Source organism: Bacillus multifaciens, assembly GCF_030756675.1.
Classification (GTDB): domain Bacteria; phylum Bacillota; class Bacilli; order Bacillales; family Bacillaceae_G; genus Bacillus_A; species Bacillus_A multifaciens.
Window position 1 is genome coordinate 58,179 of the sequence record NZ_JAVBXD010000025.1, and the last position, 15,275, is coordinate 73,453.

The window sequence follows — 15,275 nt, forward strand, 5'->3', positions numbered from 1 at the left end:
AGCTATATTTCTACTTCCCAAACCAAACCCAATATTCCCCGTCCTGATCTTCCATCTCATACCCACGATATCCATCCCCCAGCAACCTTTTCTGCCCAGCAATATCACCCATAAGAAGCTTTTCTACATTCATCCATTCTTTCTGCCTCTCACCCTGAAACTCTTTCACAAAAACATACCGTAACCGATCGCTATACTTCTCCTTCAGCGCAGCAATCTCCATCCCTTGCGCAAACTTATCTTTTAAACTAGGAATATTAAAAGGTGCAACAGTACAGCAAACATATCCATAGTTGTGATCAGACTGTTTTAATTGCTCCATAATCACTTTCGCTAATATTTTTTGAAGTCCGTTTCCTTGATAATCTGGATGAACATTTGATACTTCTTGATAGATGACACGTTTTAATTCCTCACCTGTTAAACCAATATCCAATCCTAAATGCTCCTCATCCAGCGGCGGAACTAAGAGCGCACGAAAGGCAATGAGTTGTTCGCCTACGAATGCACCGATCATGAAGCCATTTCCGCTTAATATATTTTCAAATTCTTCTACTGTAAGAGGCTGCAAGTTTTCTTTGTTTTCGAGCGCTTCAATGACAGCATCTTGTACGGATAAGATTTGTTCGATGTACTCTGAAGATAATGTTGCAACTTTGAATGATTGTTTTGTTTGTTTCAACGTTCCTTCATATAGAATATTCAAGCGGTGGCCTCCTTTACCGAACTATGTCTTGAAAAACAGTTAATTCATTTAATATATTTTCATCGATATCAACGCCTAGTCCCGGTTTTTCTGTTAAGCGAATAAACGGTACGTTGTAAGAGAGATTTCCGATATCTTTTGTGAATTTTAGAGGTCCTGTTAGTTCGACGCTTGTGATAATTTTTTTCGAGAAAGCGACGTGGAATCCTGCGGAAGAGGCGACAGAGGACTCGACCATAGAGCCAATTTGACACTCTATTCCAGCCAGTTCTGCTTGATGGGCTAGTTTGACAGCTGGGTGGATTCCGCCGCACTTCATTAGTTTAATGTTTACTTTATCAGCTGCTTGCTTTTGAATAATTTGACGCATTTCACGTGGCCCTTTTAAACCTTCGTCGATCATAAGCGAAAGGTCCGTTTTGGAGCGAATGTAAGCCATTGCGTCAATATCGTCGGCGATAACAGGTTGTTCAATCCAGTCGATGTCTAAATGTTTTAGCGAACGTAATGCAGTTAATGTTGTCGCACTGTTTTTCCAGCCTTGGTTTACGTCAACACGAATGGCAATATCAAGTCCGACTCGTTCACGTACAGCTTCAATTCTTTCCACATCTTTTTTTACATCTGTGCCGACTTTCATTTTGAAGGATTGGTATCCTTTATTCATCATAGAAGCCGCTTCCTCTGCCATGTTTTCTGGAGTATCGATGCTTAACACATGCGTAATTGGGAACTCTTCATGATAGCGCCCGCCGATGAGTTGATACACAGGTTGTCCAAGTTTTTTCCCCATTATGTCAAAGCAAGCGATATCAAGCGTAGCTTTGGCAGTAGGTACGCCGTAAATGGTTTGATTCATGATGTCATGTATTTTCTCGATATTCATTGGGTTCTTACCTAATAAGGCAGGAGCTAATGTGTGTTTTAAAATATGAAAGGTACTTTCCCACGTTTCGCCTGTAACATGTTCGTCAGCTACTCCTTCTCCGTAACCGACAATGCCTTCATCTGTTTCGATTTTGACAATAATAGAAGGCATATCAGGATATGTGCCGTAGCTTACAATAAACGGATTTTGCAGTGGCAAACGAATGGCATAAAGATGAACGGCTGTAATTTTCAATGAAAAGACCCCTTTCTGTTTACAATGCTTTTGTGAATTTCTTTCCCAGTGTTTTCTCATATTATATTTCAAAAGAAATGTGAGGACAATTATGAATTATCAGTGTTTATTTCTTGACATTTAAAAGAATATTGAATATGTTTTGGGGAAACATGATTGTTATGAATAAATGGTTGCGATGTGAGAAGGGAGAGCACGACGGTGAAAAAAATAGATTTGCAGGATCGGTTAAGCGAGATTTTTCAACATTTACATGAGAATCCTGAAGTGAGCTGGAAGGAATATAATACGACTGCCTATATTACGAAATTTTTAGAGGCAGAAGGCATTTCCTATAAAACGTTTGATGATTGTCCTGGTGTAATCGCAGAAATGGGGAGCGGGAAACCGGTTGTTGCGGTTCGAGGTGATATGGACGCATTATGGCAAGAGGTGGATGGAGAGTTTAAAGCAAATCATTCATGCGGTCATGATGCGCATATGACAATTGTGATGGGGCTCATTTTACAGTTAAAACAAGCGAATTGGCAAACGGGAACAGTTCGATTTATTTTCCAGCCGGCAGAAGAAAAGGGAAGCGGCGCTCTCAAAATGGTGGAGAAAGGTGTTGTGGATGATGTTGATTTCCTATTTGGCATTCACTTACGGCCAATAGAGGAATTATCATTGAAACAAGCAGCACCATCTATTCGGCACGGGGCAGCTGACTTTTTAGAAGCTCATATCGTTGGAACTGATGCTCACGGTGCACGCCCACATCAAGGTACGAACGCAATTGATGTCGTTACGATGATTAATATGGGACTAAAAAATATATGGTTTTCGCCGCAATCTTCTTATTCCGTTAAAATGACGAGATGCCAAGCAGGCGGTGAAAGTTTAAATATTATTCCTGGGAACGCTCATTTTGCTTTAGATGTAAGGGCAGAGAACAATGGATTGTTGGAAGAGTTAAAGAAAAAGATCGAACACGTGATTCAATCAGCCGAATCAATGGGTGTCAAGATTTCTTATGATTGGGTCGATTATGTACCTGGAGCAGTAGTATCAGAAGAAGCGGAACAGTTCCTTCGTAAGGGAATTCTGCAAACATATGGAGTAGAGGGCTGCACTCCGCCGCTTCGCACAGCGGGAAGTGATGATTTTCATTATTATACGGTGAAAAAGCCTCATTTAAAAGCAGTAATGCTAGGATTAGGTGCGAATTTAAAACCGGGGTTACACCATCCTCACATGACATTTGATCGATCCTGTATATTAGATGGCGTAGAAATCTTGAAGAACACGGTATTAGAAGTTTTGAAATAGTAAGATGGAATAAAAGTAAAAAAACAATCCTTCATTAAAAGAGGATTGTTTTTTTATCTCATAAATACTGAAGATTCTATTTTTCAGTATTTAAAATAAATTTCCCTACAAGAGCTGCTACAATGCCACCAAGGATTGGAGCAACGATGAATACCCATAGTTGAGAGAGTGCTTCGCCGCCAACGAATATAGCTGGTGCAATGCTGCGTGCAGGGTTAACAGATGTTCCAGTTAACGGAATACCTAATAAGTGAACTAATACTAATGTGAAACCAATTACAAGTCCAGCTAAAGCAGGATTTCCTTGTTTACCCGTTACAGCAACAATAACTAGAATGAACACGAATGTTAAAATGAATTCTACTAAAAATGCTCCACATACATCTAAACTTCCAAAACTATTTTGTCCTAAATTATCTAAAGATAGAGTAGTAGATTTTAAAATCGTTATTAGTGTTACAGTCCCTAATAAAGCACCTGCAATCTGAGCTAATACATAATAGATAAGTTCTGTTGCGTCTATTCTTTTATTGATAAACATAGCAACTGATACTGCTGGATTAATATGACATCCAGAAACTGTTCCGATGCTATAGGCCATTGCGACGATAGATAATCCGAACGCCATTGCGATTCCCAGTGTTCCGATCCCTTCAATTCCACCACCAATTACAGCTACTCCAGTTCCGAATAATACAAGTACAAATGTACCAATAAATTCAGCGATTGTCTTTTTTACCATAATTTACCTCCTGTTGATACGCATGAGACGTAATTATAACATAAGTATCAGCCATTTAAAGCGTAAACGATAATAAACCACTATTCGAATAATTCAAGACAAGGGAGCTTGATCCGAATTGTCTCTTAGTGGATTTCTTGTGGTTCTTCATTTTAAAGATAAAAATGAAATATCTAGAATCGTTGGTCCGTTGACCAGAAGAGAATAATATATATGAAAAATAGTTCTAAGATATAAGAAAAATAATTCTTAATTATTATATTCTGATTCTAGATGAAATGGACGTGTAGACGGAATAACTTTATCTTTGAAGCTTAAAAAGGTAGAAAAGGTACACTTTTACAAATAGGTTTATTCCTTATAAAAAGATATTCGTAAATTTTCTATACCTTTACAAATAAAGTGAAACTTCCATCAGTGGGGGTTTTCTTCATCCCCCACTGATGGTTAGTTGAACCAATCGGGCTTTTACGGGCAGTTATCCCCCACCTATCTTCTTCGCTTCTCTCTGAATCTTGAGGTGGGGGTCTTACTGCCCGTTAATGCGGGATAAACTCTCAAAGACAATTGTTTTGGGTAAATAGGTATTGAATTAGTTACTTTAATAATGTGACATCAGCTTTATAATTACTTTGCGCTTTCTGGCACATTTGAACCTTACACTCCGATAACCAAATTTTCAAATAGACTAAGCACAAAAAACAATCTTTAAATCTTATTTTTTCATAACCTAGTTTTTTATTGGTTTCAAAATTCTAAAAAAATATTATTTTCAAACTATAATTTGACAAGAAAACTCTTTTATGGAAAAATATACATTGTGATAATTTTCTAATTAATGAGAGAAGATGAGAAAAATGAAAATTTTTAAACCTAGCGAAAGCGAGTACACAAATCGTGTTAATTCAGAACATGGTGAGACTTCTCCATCAAAATAATTGAATTGCTTAAATGACTGCTCTAGTAGGGCAGTCATTTATTGTTAAAAAAGATATACATATTTTTTAAGTAGGGAGACATTGATATGAAGTTGAAAATATCTGAAAATATGATATATTTTTGGAAAAATGGTCATCTCATAATAGATGATTTTGTTAGACACGAACAATATAGCCTAGAGCTTTCGGTTTTCCCTATCTTAGGTTTATTCAAAGAATGGAACGACCCTGATAGTGCGTATCTACAGCTACAGAAAGATCAAACTTTATCTTTAACAAGAAACGAAATGACGGAAATAATTAAAAATCTTCGAGAAGTCCATATATTAATAGAAAAAGAAAGTCCAGAGGATATGAAGCTTACAAATTGGAAAGAATGGGGAACGCCTGCTAAATACTTTCATTTTAATAGAAGACTGCTTCATAAAGATAATTATTTAGATGTAAATCAAGACTATGAAAGATTAATCAATAAGAAGCAAAATGTAAAAGCACCGTCTATATATAAAATATATGATAATGTAGAAGAAATACCATTACCTACTCCTGATTTTAAAAAAGAAGGAAGCTTCCTAGATGTCCTTTTGAAAAGACAAACTATACGATCTTTCTCAGAAAAACCTATTACTCTAATTGAATTATCTTCAATTCTTTATTTTGTTTGGGGAGCACAGTCTTGTAAAAGAGATTTTGGAGTTGGTGCAACTTTCTTTAAAACGAGCCCTTCTGGTGGTGCTAGACATCCTATAGAAGTATACCCTTATATATCTAACGTAACAGGAATAAAAGAAGGTTTATATCACTACAATGTTCAAAATCATTCATTGAATGTGATTAACAAAGAAAAAATAACAGATATTATTGATATGGCTGCAGGACAGAAATATGTAAAAGGTGCATCTGTACTCTTTTTTTATACAGCATGTTTAGAACGACCTATGTGGAAATACAAAACTCCAAGGGTATATCGTATTGTTATGATGGATGTAGGTCATTTAAGTCAAACTTTCTATTTAGTTGCTTCATGGTTAAAATTAGGTGCATTTTTTACTGGACATCTTAAAGACGAATTAGTAGAAGAAAGGCTAGGTATAGATAAAGAAAAAAAATTATTTGCGGACTTTCTGGAATAGGACATATTAGTGATGAAGCTAAAAAACATGGTAGAGATTTTAGATTTAGAGGAGAGGATTTGAGATGAAATCCTTTAAAGCCATCATACATAATAAAAATTTATGTATTGTATTAGGAAGTCAACTAGTCTTTCAATTAGGGATATGGTTCGGTACAATTGGTAATTTGCAATTTTTACAAATACATATAAAATCTCATGTTCTTCAGGCTTTTTTTCTTGTTATTGGTGGTGTCCTTGGGGTTATAATAGGTCCTTATGCAGGACGTTATATAGATTCTACTTCTAAATTAAAAGTATTACAATTAGTCGGATTGATGAGAATTGCATCTGTTTTATCAATGTTAGTTGCCATATATACAGGGTCAGTTTATTGGATGGTTATCTATAGCATAGGAATTGGCTGCTCGGCTTCTTTTTTTAATCCCACTATACAAACAATATTGCCAGCTTTAGTTAAAGAAGATGACTTAATTACGGTTAATGCTATCAATATAAATATTATCACTTTATCAAGAATTTTTGGAGCTGTATTAGCTGGTCTTTTATTAACAGTCGCTCCTCTATATACATTATTTATTATTGCTCTTATTGCTTATGTGACCTTATACTTGATCAATTTTTTATTAGTCATTCCAAACGATGTACAATTGAATCCTAAAAAACTTAAGACTAATTTTAAGGATATTTTCCCTGTTATTATCAAGAATCATTCTATTAAAGTAGTTCTTGCATTATCCATTATCCCTCTAATCTTTATTTCTGGCTTTAATTTATTTGTTATTGAGATTGGAAAGGGACAACCGGGTTCAATCATGGGCATACTCTATTTTATGGAAGGGGCAAGTATATTAATTGCAGGATTATTTATCAAAAAAGTAATAAAACGATATCAAAAACAAGTGCGTATCCTTTTATTTGCTTGCTGTTTGATGGGTATAGCTCAAATTTTATTATCATTGACAAACTTTTATCTAACTATTTTCTCTTTTAGTGTATTTGGTTTGGCATATGGCATGTTTAATCCTCTTTTATACACATACGCCCAACAAAAAGTTCCTTCAAGTATTCATGGAAGATTTTTTTCATTTAAAACAATGTTAGATCGAACTATTATGCAACTATGCTTGGTGTTAATTGGATTTTTACTAGATCAAATAGGATATAGAAGTTTAATGATTTTGTTAGGTATATGTACTCTTACTCTAGTTTTTTCTATTATAATTGATTTTAAGGTAAACTCTAAAAGTTATACAACCGAGAATACAAATAATTATTCTGATGTTTAACTAATTCTTCTTTTAGGTGGACGAGAGCATTTGGCCATGCATAGAAGCGGTCAGTGCTTTTTCCTGCCACATGCAAGATTTAAAACAAAGGGAGATAGCGAGTATAGGTCATTTTGTATTCTGTGTAGCAGCGACTTATATGTTGAAAAATTAGATGTAACAGTGGATACGATAGCTCCCCTGAAAAGGTCAAATTTATTTTTCCTTTTTAGGGGAGCTTTTTCATATGGTGCAGGTTTGGAACTCTTATATATATGCTAAAATTAGATTGCATGGCAGTAGAAAATTTCCGTAGAAAATAAAAAAAACGGAAAATCGAAAAAAGTCTGGATTATATCCAGGTTCTTTTCATAGAGAGTAGGATGAATACATGAATGAACAATATTACGATGCAGTGTTACATATAAAAACAGTAGGAGAGCAAAAAGAGTTCTACAAGTCTTTGCATTATCACCGTTATGAACCAACACCATATCACGCACTTGAAACATTATTTGCTGAATATGGCTTGAAAAGCAGTGACCGAGTTGTCGATTTTGGATGCGGGAAAGGACGATTAAATTTCTATATTCATCATTTCTATCATGCGTCGGTTGTAGGGATAGAAATGAACGAGACGTTTTATAAAGAAGCGATGGAAAACCGAGATCGCTATATAAAGAAGGAGAAAAAAGGTAGAGATAAAATCCACTTTCAATGTTGCTTAGCGCAGGAATATGAGATTGATCCGCTGGATAATAAATTTTACTTCTTTAATCCGTTTTCGGTGCAAGTGTTTATGAATGTTATCAATAATATATTGTTTTCAGTAGAACAAGTAGAACGGGAAGTAGAGCTGATTTTATATTATCCATCAGAAGATTATATTTATTTTTTAGATAATCAAACCTCGTTTGAATTGAAAGAGGAAGTTATATTGCCGGGATTGTATGAGCGGAATTTGAATGAGAGGTTTTTGGTGTATCGGTTGGGGTAGTAGTTAGTTTGTAATAAAGTTAAATATATATCATACCTATGATGGCAATATCCTTCCGGTTTAGGGATATTGTCTTTTTTACTATTTGAGGAGGAGTGTAGCATTTTTTTTCTTTTTTTTTAAATAAAATGGAATAGACAATAACTTTCAGGTCATAATATTTTTTGAAATTAAGGAGGTAAAATGAAAAAAACTGCCAAGCTATTCTTTGCTTTTGAAAACCTGTTTTATTCCCCTGCTCAAACACTTTTTTTAATTACAAAAAGTGTCCTGCCATTTTCAAGTACTACAATATAATTGGATAAATTTCTTTTTATGAAGTGAAAGTGTATTCGGGGGCGACATCTTTGAATTTCACACCTACTATGTTATTACTGGGGGTTTATTGGGGGCGGAGGATGTTCAACTATCAATTTTAAAAAATGCAATGGTTCTCACCTTAATTATGGCAGGTGCCATTTTGCTAATTCGATGATTAATGATAAAGGCTGCTTACAGCTTTTTTATGAGCTTAGCGGCCTTTTGTCATTTTTGGGATAAGTTTTATACATACTATAATTTTGATAATACCTGGAGGAGATTATGAAGAAGGGCAAACCTAGTTTACAAGCCATTATTATTATATTTGTTTGCATTGTCGTCGTATTATCACTTGGAATAACTGATTTAATAATAAGCAAAAGAATTACTTCCAGTGTGGAAGAAACAGAGAAAGAAAAGGCCCTCAATGTTGCAAAGATGGTAGCCCTTAGTCCGCAAGTGATTGAAGCCCTTGAAGGGAAAGCAAACAAGAAAAATGTCCAAGTTTTTAGTAATCAAATTAGAGAAAAGATCAATGTCAACTTCGTGGTTGTTATGGACATGAAAGGAATCCGTCAATCCCATCCGGACCCCGAATTGGTTGGAAAGCCCTTCATGGGAGAAGATGAAGGACCAGTTCTTAAAGGAAAGGAGTATGTGTCCATTTCAAAGGGGACTCTCGGTCAATCCATGCGGGCATTTACTCCAATAAAAAATTCACAGGGAAAACAAGTGGGTGCGGTTGCTGTAGGAATTACTTTAGAGGACGTTACAAAGGCAGTACAGAAAGGGCGACAGGGGATCGTTATAGGGACGTTAATCGGAATCCTAATAGGTGTAATCGGTGCAGTGTGCCTAGCAAGATACATCAAAAAAATCCTTTTAGGACTCGAGCCGATCGCTATTGCTAAGCTGCTTGAAGAACGTAGTTCCATGCTTCAGTCTGTGCGTGAGGGAATCGTAGCCATCGACCAAGAAGGGAATATCACACTTGTAAACAGGGCAGCCAGTAAGCTTTTTAAAAAAGCCGGACTTGGAGAGAATCCTATAGGGAAGAACATTGCAGATTATTTGCCAGAGACCCGGTTAAGTCGCATTATCAAATCGGGTGAGACAGAGCTCGACCAAGAACAGAACCTGCATGGGGTTACCATTCTAGTAAACAGGGTACCAGTGATTGTGCAAAATCAGCCGGTGGGAGCAATCGCAACATTCCGTGATAAAACCGAGGTTCAAGTTTTGGCTGAACAGCTGACAGGTGTACGCAATTATGCGGAAGCTCTTCGTGCTCAGACTCATGAATTCATGAATAAACTTCATGTTATTCTTGGTCTAGTTCGTACTGAACAATACGATACACTTGCTAACTATGTAAGTGAAGTCGTTAACCACCGTGAAACGGAAGTGGGCTTTGTAACGAAAAAAGTCCAAGATCCGGTTCTTGCCGGGTTTCTGATTGGCAAGCTAAGCTTTGCAAGAGAATCAGGGGCCTTACTTTCATTTGATAGTGCGAATACACTTCCCAAGCCTGCCAACTCGGAAATTACACATGATTTAATAACGATAATTGGAAATCTTGTCGATAACGCAATGGAGGCAATTGCAGACAGTCCAAACAAAAAAGTCGACCTTATACTGGATTACGCAGAGGATATTTTAACAATAGAGGTTAAAGACACAGGAGTGGGAATGACGAATTCACTCCAAAACAAAATATTGAATAAAGGCTTTTCAACGAAAGGAACTCACCGTGGGTTCGGATTATACCTGTTGGCGCAGGCAATTGAAAGACTGGAGGGGGACATGATTATTTCGTCCAAGCCTGGAAAGGGAACGAATTTTGCTGTATATATACCTTATAAAGCAGAGGATGTGTGGAAATGATTAATGTAATGATTGTTGAAGATGACCCAATGGTAGCGAAAATCAATAAGCAGTACCTTTCTAAAATTGACGGGTTCCGTTTAGTTGCAATAGTAAATTCAGTTGCTGAAGCCATCCAACTTTTAGAAAAGAATGATATTCAGCTCATTCTTCTGGATATTTTTATGCCGGGAAAACAGGGCCTGGAGCTGTTATCGTACCTTCGGAAAAATGATCTTGAAAGTGATGTCATCATTATTTCAGCGGCCTCAGATCTTGAACGAATTAGGAGGGCATTAAGGTATGGTGTTGTCGACTATTTAATTAAGCCTTTCGAGTTTGAGCGGTTTAACGCTGCACTTGCTGCCTACCTTGAGCAAACTCGGTTAATTGATAAACAGGATTCGGTAAGTCAGCAGGAGCTCGATCACTTACTTTTGCACAGAGAAGAAGCCGTAATCGCAGAGGAACTCCCAAAGGGATTAACCAAGGATACCTTAAAGCAGATATGGGATGCGGTTCAAGAGTTGAAGCGGGGGCCTTTTTCCACTGATGAAGTAGCTAATGTTGTAGGCATTTCAAAGGTTTCAGCAAGAAAGTATCTTAACTTCCTAAAGGACTTAGGAATACTTGAAGTCAAAGTCATCTATGGAACAATCGGACGGCCTGTGTATCAGCATGAATATAACCAATATAAGGAACACCTAATAAAAAACTTTTTGTAAGCAGTTTTTGAAACTGCTTACTTTTTTTATTTATAAAAAGGATTATTAAACTTTCATAAACTATGAAAACGCTTTCCTTCCGAATATGATAAACATGTAACAAAACAAAGGGAGATTAAAACATAGTACAAGATGCAAGAAAACAGATCCCTTTCGAGATTATAAAAACTACTTTAGGAGGGTTAAAATGCAAATTCCAATTAAGAAAACGCTTGATAAAATTCCAGGTGGTATGATGGTTGTTCCACTTTTTTTAGGAGTATTAACGAATACATTTTTTCCGCAATTTTTAAAAATTGGGGGTTTTACAACGGCATTATTCAGTAAAGAAGCATCATCTACTATTTTGGCATGTTTTATGTTTTTAATTGGTTCACAAATTAATTTCAAATTAGCACCAAAGGCAATAAAAAAAGGTGCAATATTATTAACAGGAAAATTTATAATAGGTGCTGGTATAGGTATAACTGTAGCAATGGTTTTTGGGCCTGCCGGAGTACTAGGATTATCACCATTAGCCATCCTTGCAGCGTTATTAAATGCTAATGGTGGATTATATGCATCTCTTGCTTCATCGTATGGTGACGAAACTGATGTAGGCGCATATGCTGTATTTTCTTTAAAAGATGGTCCATTTTTCACATTAGTTGCATTAGGTGCATCTGGCCTTGCCACAATTCCTTTTCAAACACTTATAGGAGTATTAGTTCCAATAGTAATAGGAATGATTTTAGGAAATATTGATTCTGATATGAGAAAGTTCCTTGGAAGCAGTAAATTATTATTAATTCCATTCTTCTCATTCCCATTAGGTGCAGGAATGAATCTTTCAACTATTATAAAAGCGGGAGGTCCTGGCATATTACTAGGATTAATAGCTGCATTCACTGGAATTGGAGCTTACTTACTTTTGAAGTTATTTAAAGAAAATCCTATCGTTGGTTTAGCAACAGGGTCAACTGCAGGAAATGCTGTAGCTACACCAGCTGTTGTTGCAGCAGCAGATCCAACCTTAGCTTCAATAGCACCAGGAGCTACTGCACAAGTTGCAGCAGCATGTGTAATATCTGCAATAGTCTGTCCGATTATTGTTAGTTATGCATATAAAAGGTCCGAAAAGAAAAAAGCTGAAAAATCAATTGTAGGGGCAGCATGACAATAAAGGAAAAATCTACTGTTATCCTATTCATCATGCTGCTGAAGCTTTTAAGCCAATTTGAAAATGAAACAAAGATAAAGCAGTCAGCGGTTTCACTGTCTACTTTGTTTAGTTACAAAAAGAGGTCATTAAGTTAAAAAAACTAGTGGGATAAGGAAAATTTTATTAACATGGTTGCGGTATTGTCGGAATAGCTATTTTAAAATAGAAGGAAGGAAGGAAACACCATGAATGTACCTGAGAATGTTATTATTACTACAATAAAAGGAAAAGAAGTTCTCTCCAATCCTTTTTTGAATAAAGGAACAGCTTTTACGAAAGAGGAAAGGGAAGACCTTGGACTTGAAGGTCTGTTACCTCCACAAGTACTCACTCTTGATGAACAAGTTAATAGGATCTATGAACAATATTCGATGCAGACGACGAATCTGTTCAAAAACGGGTTGCTTTATGATTTATATAACCGCAATGTTGTCTTGTTTTACCGTCTTTTGAAAGAACACCTGGCAGAAATGCTCCCTATCATCTACACTCCTACTGTCGGTGATGCAATCCAGTCATACTCCCATAGCTACCGTCGCCCAGGTGGCTTATACCTTTCCATTGATAATCCTGAGGGCATTGAAAAGGTATTTTATAATCTAGGAAAGCCAAAAAATGGTATTGATTTAATCGTCGTTACCGACTCTGAAAGCATTCTTGGTATTGGGGACCAAGGGATAGGCGGTATTAATATTGCGATTGGTAAACTTGCCGTGTACACGGCTGCAGCTGGGATTGATCCGAGCCGTGTTCTGCCAGTCGTGTTGGATGTTGGCACGAACAATCAGGATTTGATTGCAGACCCTATGTATATCGGCAACAAATTCGCACGTGTCCGCGGTGAGCGTTATGATCAATTCATTGATTTATTCATTCAGACTGCAAGAAAGTTCTTTCCAGAGGTTCTCATTCACTGGGAGGACCTTGGCAACGTCAATGCGCGAAAAATCTTGGACAAATGCGGTGACAAAATCCTTACCTTCAACGATGACATCCAGGGAACGGGTGCTGTTACTCTTGCTGCTATTATGTCTGCTTTGAAAGTAACAGGAGAATCCCTGAAGGACCAGCGCATTGTTGTCTTTGGACCAGGTGCTGCCGGCATTGGTAACGCAGACCAAATGGCAGATGCCATGGTTCTAGAAGGATTGACTATAGAAGAAGCCTATGATCGTTTCTGGGCTGTTGACTATCGGGGTCTACTAACAGATGAAACACCAGATGTTCTGAACTTCCAGAAGCCTTATACAAGACAGGTGGATGAAGTTAAGGACTGGGATAAGAATGAGGAAGGAATCATTTCATTAATGGAAGTAGTTCAAAGGGTGAAGCCAACCATCCTGATTGGTACTTCCGGCCAAGCCGGCGCGTTCACTGAGGATATTATAAAAGAGATGGCCAAGCACGTTGAACGTCCAATCATCATGCCAATGTCCAACCCGACTGCGCTGGCTGAAGCAGTGCCAGAAAACCTAATCAAATGGACAGATGGCAAGGCGTTAATTGCGACTGGCAGCCCCTTTGCTGATGTAAAATACAAAGGTGTTACCTATGAAATCGGGCAGTCAAACAACGCATTTGTATTCCCAGGGCTTGGACTTGGAGCAATTGTTGCAAAAGCTGAAATCATCTCAAAAGGAATGTTCGCAGCAGCAGCAAATGCAGTTGCCAAAATGTCAGATACCAGCACATCAGGCGCATCTCTGCTGCCATCCATTGAAAAGCTTCATGAAGTCTCAAAATACGTAGCCATTGAAGTAGCCCATGCTGCAATACACGAAGGAATTGCAAGAGTAGATATTCAAGATGTTGAGAATGCTATTGAAGATGCTATGTGGAAACCTGAGTATAAAGAAATTAAGAGTGTAGGTACTTGGACAAAGATTAATTCTTATGCATATTAAATAGTTAAATAAAATGCCTGTCCTCCTGGTAATTGATCGAACTTTCGGTATTCCAGGCAGTGACAGGCATTTTTTGTAATCAACTAGATCAAATGGGTAAATCTTTTTTTTGGAAATCTTCCATATATACGGTTTATTGCTGAGTCTTGGAACGCGAATGAAGCGAAAAAGGAATTCGGGGAGGTTCCGACAGTTTCAAAAAAATTTATAAAAAGTTATAAAAGATAATAAAAACCATCACATACACCCCTCTTTTTGTTATACCCTATAACAAAAAGGGAGTTGTTTTTTATGGGAAGAATGATAAAAATTAAAGAAGCGGCGGAATTGTTAGGTGTAGACAAACAAACGGTACGTTCTTGGTCTAACAAAGGATCATTAGAAACAATCATCACTCCCAGTGGACATCGATTATATGATATAGATGCAATTGACGCCTTTTTAGGTATTCAAACAAATAAAGAAAAATTAGTAAACAAACAAGTTTTTATCTATGCTCGTGTTTCCACAAAAAAACAAGCGGAAAACGGAAATTTAGATCGTCAAATTACTCGATTAACAGAATACGCAATTTCAAAAGGGTACACATTACAACACATTTACAAAGAAATTGCGAGTGGTGTGAATGAAAACAGAAGAGAATTAAATCGTTTATTAGAAGAAATCAAAAAACATCCAAACAGTATAATCATTGTTGAATATAAAGATCGTTTGGCGCGTTTTGGTTATCAATATTTAGAAAAATTTATAAAAAATTATAATGGTAAAATAGAAATCGTCGAAGAAAGAGAACGAAACGATGAACAAGAACTTGTAGAAGATTTGATTGCGATTACGACTTCTTTTTCAGCTCGTATTTATGGGGAACGTGGAGGGAAAAAAGTAAGTAAAGAGATTGAAAATGCATGAACGAAAGGAGAGTAATAGATGAAAACAACACGTTCTTGTAAAATCAAAACCATCACAATAGAACAAAGGGAACAACTTCTTGATTTGATTCGTACATTCGAAAGTGCCAAACGTTATAGTTTTAATCGTTTAACAGAAGGACATCACGATAAAGAATTG

Annotated in this window: 12 protein-coding genes and 1 pseudogene; 10 read left to right on the forward strand and 3 right to left on the reverse strand. The window is 36.7% G+C overall.

Annotated elements, in window-relative coordinates; all coding sequences use genetic code 11:
• Nucleotides 1-10: 10 nt before the first annotated feature.
• Together Q9306_RS15950 and Q9306_RS15955 are read right to left on the reverse strand one after the other, a co-directional pair.
• Nucleotides 11-706, reverse strand: a complete 696-nt coding sequence (locus Q9306_RS15950; RefSeq protein ID WP_306200251.1) for an N-acetyltransferase — start codon at nucleotides 704-706, stop codon at nucleotides 11-13.
• Between the two features lie 13 nt (nucleotides 707-719).
• The gene (locus Q9306_RS15955; RefSeq protein WP_306200253.1) at nucleotides 720-1,829 is read right to left on the reverse strand and encodes a mandelate racemase/muconate lactonizing enzyme family protein; all 1,110 of its coding nucleotides are present in this window, start codon (nucleotides 1,827-1,829) and stop codon (nucleotides 720-722) included.
• A 201-nt stretch (nucleotides 1,830-2,030) separates the two neighbouring features.
• On the opposite strand from Q9306_RS15955, the gene Q9306_RS15960 reads away from it, so the two are divergent.
• Nucleotides 2,031-3,137, forward strand: coding sequence for a M20 peptidase aminoacylase family protein (locus Q9306_RS15960; RefSeq protein WP_306200255.1), 1,107 nt, complete (start codon nucleotides 2,031-2,033; stop codon nucleotides 3,135-3,137).
• Between the two features lie 76 nt (nucleotides 3,138-3,213).
• Here the strand turns inward: Q9306_RS15960 and Q9306_RS15965 are convergent, their stop codons facing one another.
• Nucleotides 3,214-3,879, reverse strand: coding sequence for an aquaporin (locus tag Q9306_RS15965; protein WP_306200258.1), 666 nt, complete (start codon nucleotides 3,877-3,879; stop codon nucleotides 3,214-3,216).
• A gap of 1,024 nt (nucleotides 3,880-4,903) precedes the next feature.
• Between Q9306_RS15965 and Q9306_RS15970 the strand changes: the two genes are divergently transcribed.
• From Q9306_RS15970 to Q9306_RS16010, 9 genes and pseudogenes are all read left to right on the forward strand, one after another.
• A complete protein-coding gene (locus Q9306_RS15970) occupies nucleotides 4,904-5,950 on the forward strand; it encodes a SagB/ThcOx family dehydrogenase (RefSeq protein WP_306200259.1) in 1,047 nt (348 codons plus the stop codon).
• A gap of 64 nt (nucleotides 5,951-6,014) precedes the next feature.
• On the forward strand, nucleotides 6,015-7,238 hold the full coding sequence (locus tag Q9306_RS15975; protein ID WP_306200261.1) for an MFS transporter: 1,224 nt from the start codon (nucleotides 6,015-6,017) through the stop codon (nucleotides 7,236-7,238).
• A 370-nt stretch (nucleotides 7,239-7,608) separates the two neighbouring features.
• A complete protein-coding gene (locus Q9306_RS15980) occupies nucleotides 7,609-8,214 on the forward strand; it encodes an SAM-dependent methyltransferase (protein WP_306200263.1) in 606 nt (201 codons plus the stop codon).
• A gap of 582 nt (nucleotides 8,215-8,796) precedes the next feature.
• Complete coding sequence (dcuS, locus tag Q9306_RS15985) at nucleotides 8,797-10,398, forward strand: DcuS/MalK family sensor histidine kinase (protein ID WP_306200265.1); 1,602 nt, start codon at nucleotides 8,797-8,799, stop codon at nucleotides 10,396-10,398.
• A complete protein-coding gene (locus Q9306_RS15990) occupies nucleotides 10,395-11,102 on the forward strand; it encodes a response regulator (protein WP_306200267.1) in 708 nt (235 codons plus the stop codon). The genes dcuS and Q9306_RS15990 overlap by 4 nt, the downstream gene beginning before the upstream one ends.
• A 187-nt stretch (nucleotides 11,103-11,289) precedes the next feature.
• Nucleotides 11,290-12,258 carry a 2-keto-3-deoxygluconate permease gene (locus tag Q9306_RS15995; protein ID WP_306200269.1) on the forward strand — a complete coding sequence of 323 codons (969 nt, stop codon included), beginning with the start codon at nucleotides 11,290-11,292 and terminating at the stop codon, nucleotides 12,256-12,258.
• Between the two features lie 230 nt (nucleotides 12,259-12,488).
• Complete coding sequence (locus Q9306_RS16000; RefSeq protein ID WP_306200271.1) at nucleotides 12,489-14,207, forward strand: NAD-dependent malic enzyme; 1,719 nt, start codon at nucleotides 12,489-12,491, stop codon at nucleotides 14,205-14,207.
• Nucleotides 14,208-14,498: 291 nt separating this feature from the next.
• The gene (locus tag Q9306_RS16005; RefSeq protein WP_306200274.1) at nucleotides 14,499-15,116 is read left to right on the forward strand and encodes an IS607 family transposase; all 618 of its coding nucleotides are present in this window, start codon (nucleotides 14,499-14,501) and stop codon (nucleotides 15,114-15,116) included.
• 18 nt (nucleotides 15,117-15,134) lie between these two features.
• A pseudogene (locus Q9306_RS16010) lies at nucleotides 15,135-15,275 on the forward strand (transposase); the annotation flags it as partial.

Excerpts from the sequence above, each read along its gene's own strand:
- Q9306_RS15975 (WP_306200261.1), top strand. The coding sequence starts at position 6,015 with ATGAAATCCTTTAAAGCCATCATACATAATAAAAATTTATGTATTGTA.
- Q9306_RS15970 (WP_306200259.1), top strand. The coding sequence starts at position 4,904 with ATGAAGTTGAAAATATCTGAAAATATGATATATTTTTGGAAAAATGGT.
- Q9306_RS15965 (WP_306200258.1), bottom strand. The coding sequence starts at position 3,879 with ATGGTAAAAAAGACAATCGCTGAATTTATTGGTACATTTGTACTTGTA.
- Q9306_RS15990 (WP_306200267.1), top strand. The coding sequence starts at position 10,395 with ATGATTAATGTAATGATTGTTGAAGATGACCCAATGGTAGCGAAAATC.
- Q9306_RS15980 (WP_306200263.1), top strand. The coding sequence starts at position 7,609 with ATGAATGAACAATATTACGATGCAGTGTTACATATAAAAACAGTAGGA.
- Q9306_RS16005 (WP_306200274.1), top strand. The coding sequence starts at position 14,499 with ATGGGAAGAATGATAAAAATTAAAGAAGCGGCGGAATTGTTAGGTGTA.
- Q9306_RS15995 (WP_306200269.1), top strand. The coding sequence starts at position 11,290 with ATGCAAATTCCAATTAAGAAAACGCTTGATAAAATTCCAGGTGGTATG.
- Q9306_RS16000 (WP_306200271.1), top strand. The coding sequence starts at position 12,489 with ATGAATGTACCTGAGAATGTTATTATTACTACAATAAAAGGAAAAGAA.
- dcuS (WP_306200265.1), top strand. The coding sequence starts at position 8,797 with ATGAAGAAGGGCAAACCTAGTTTACAAGCCATTATTATTATATTTGTT.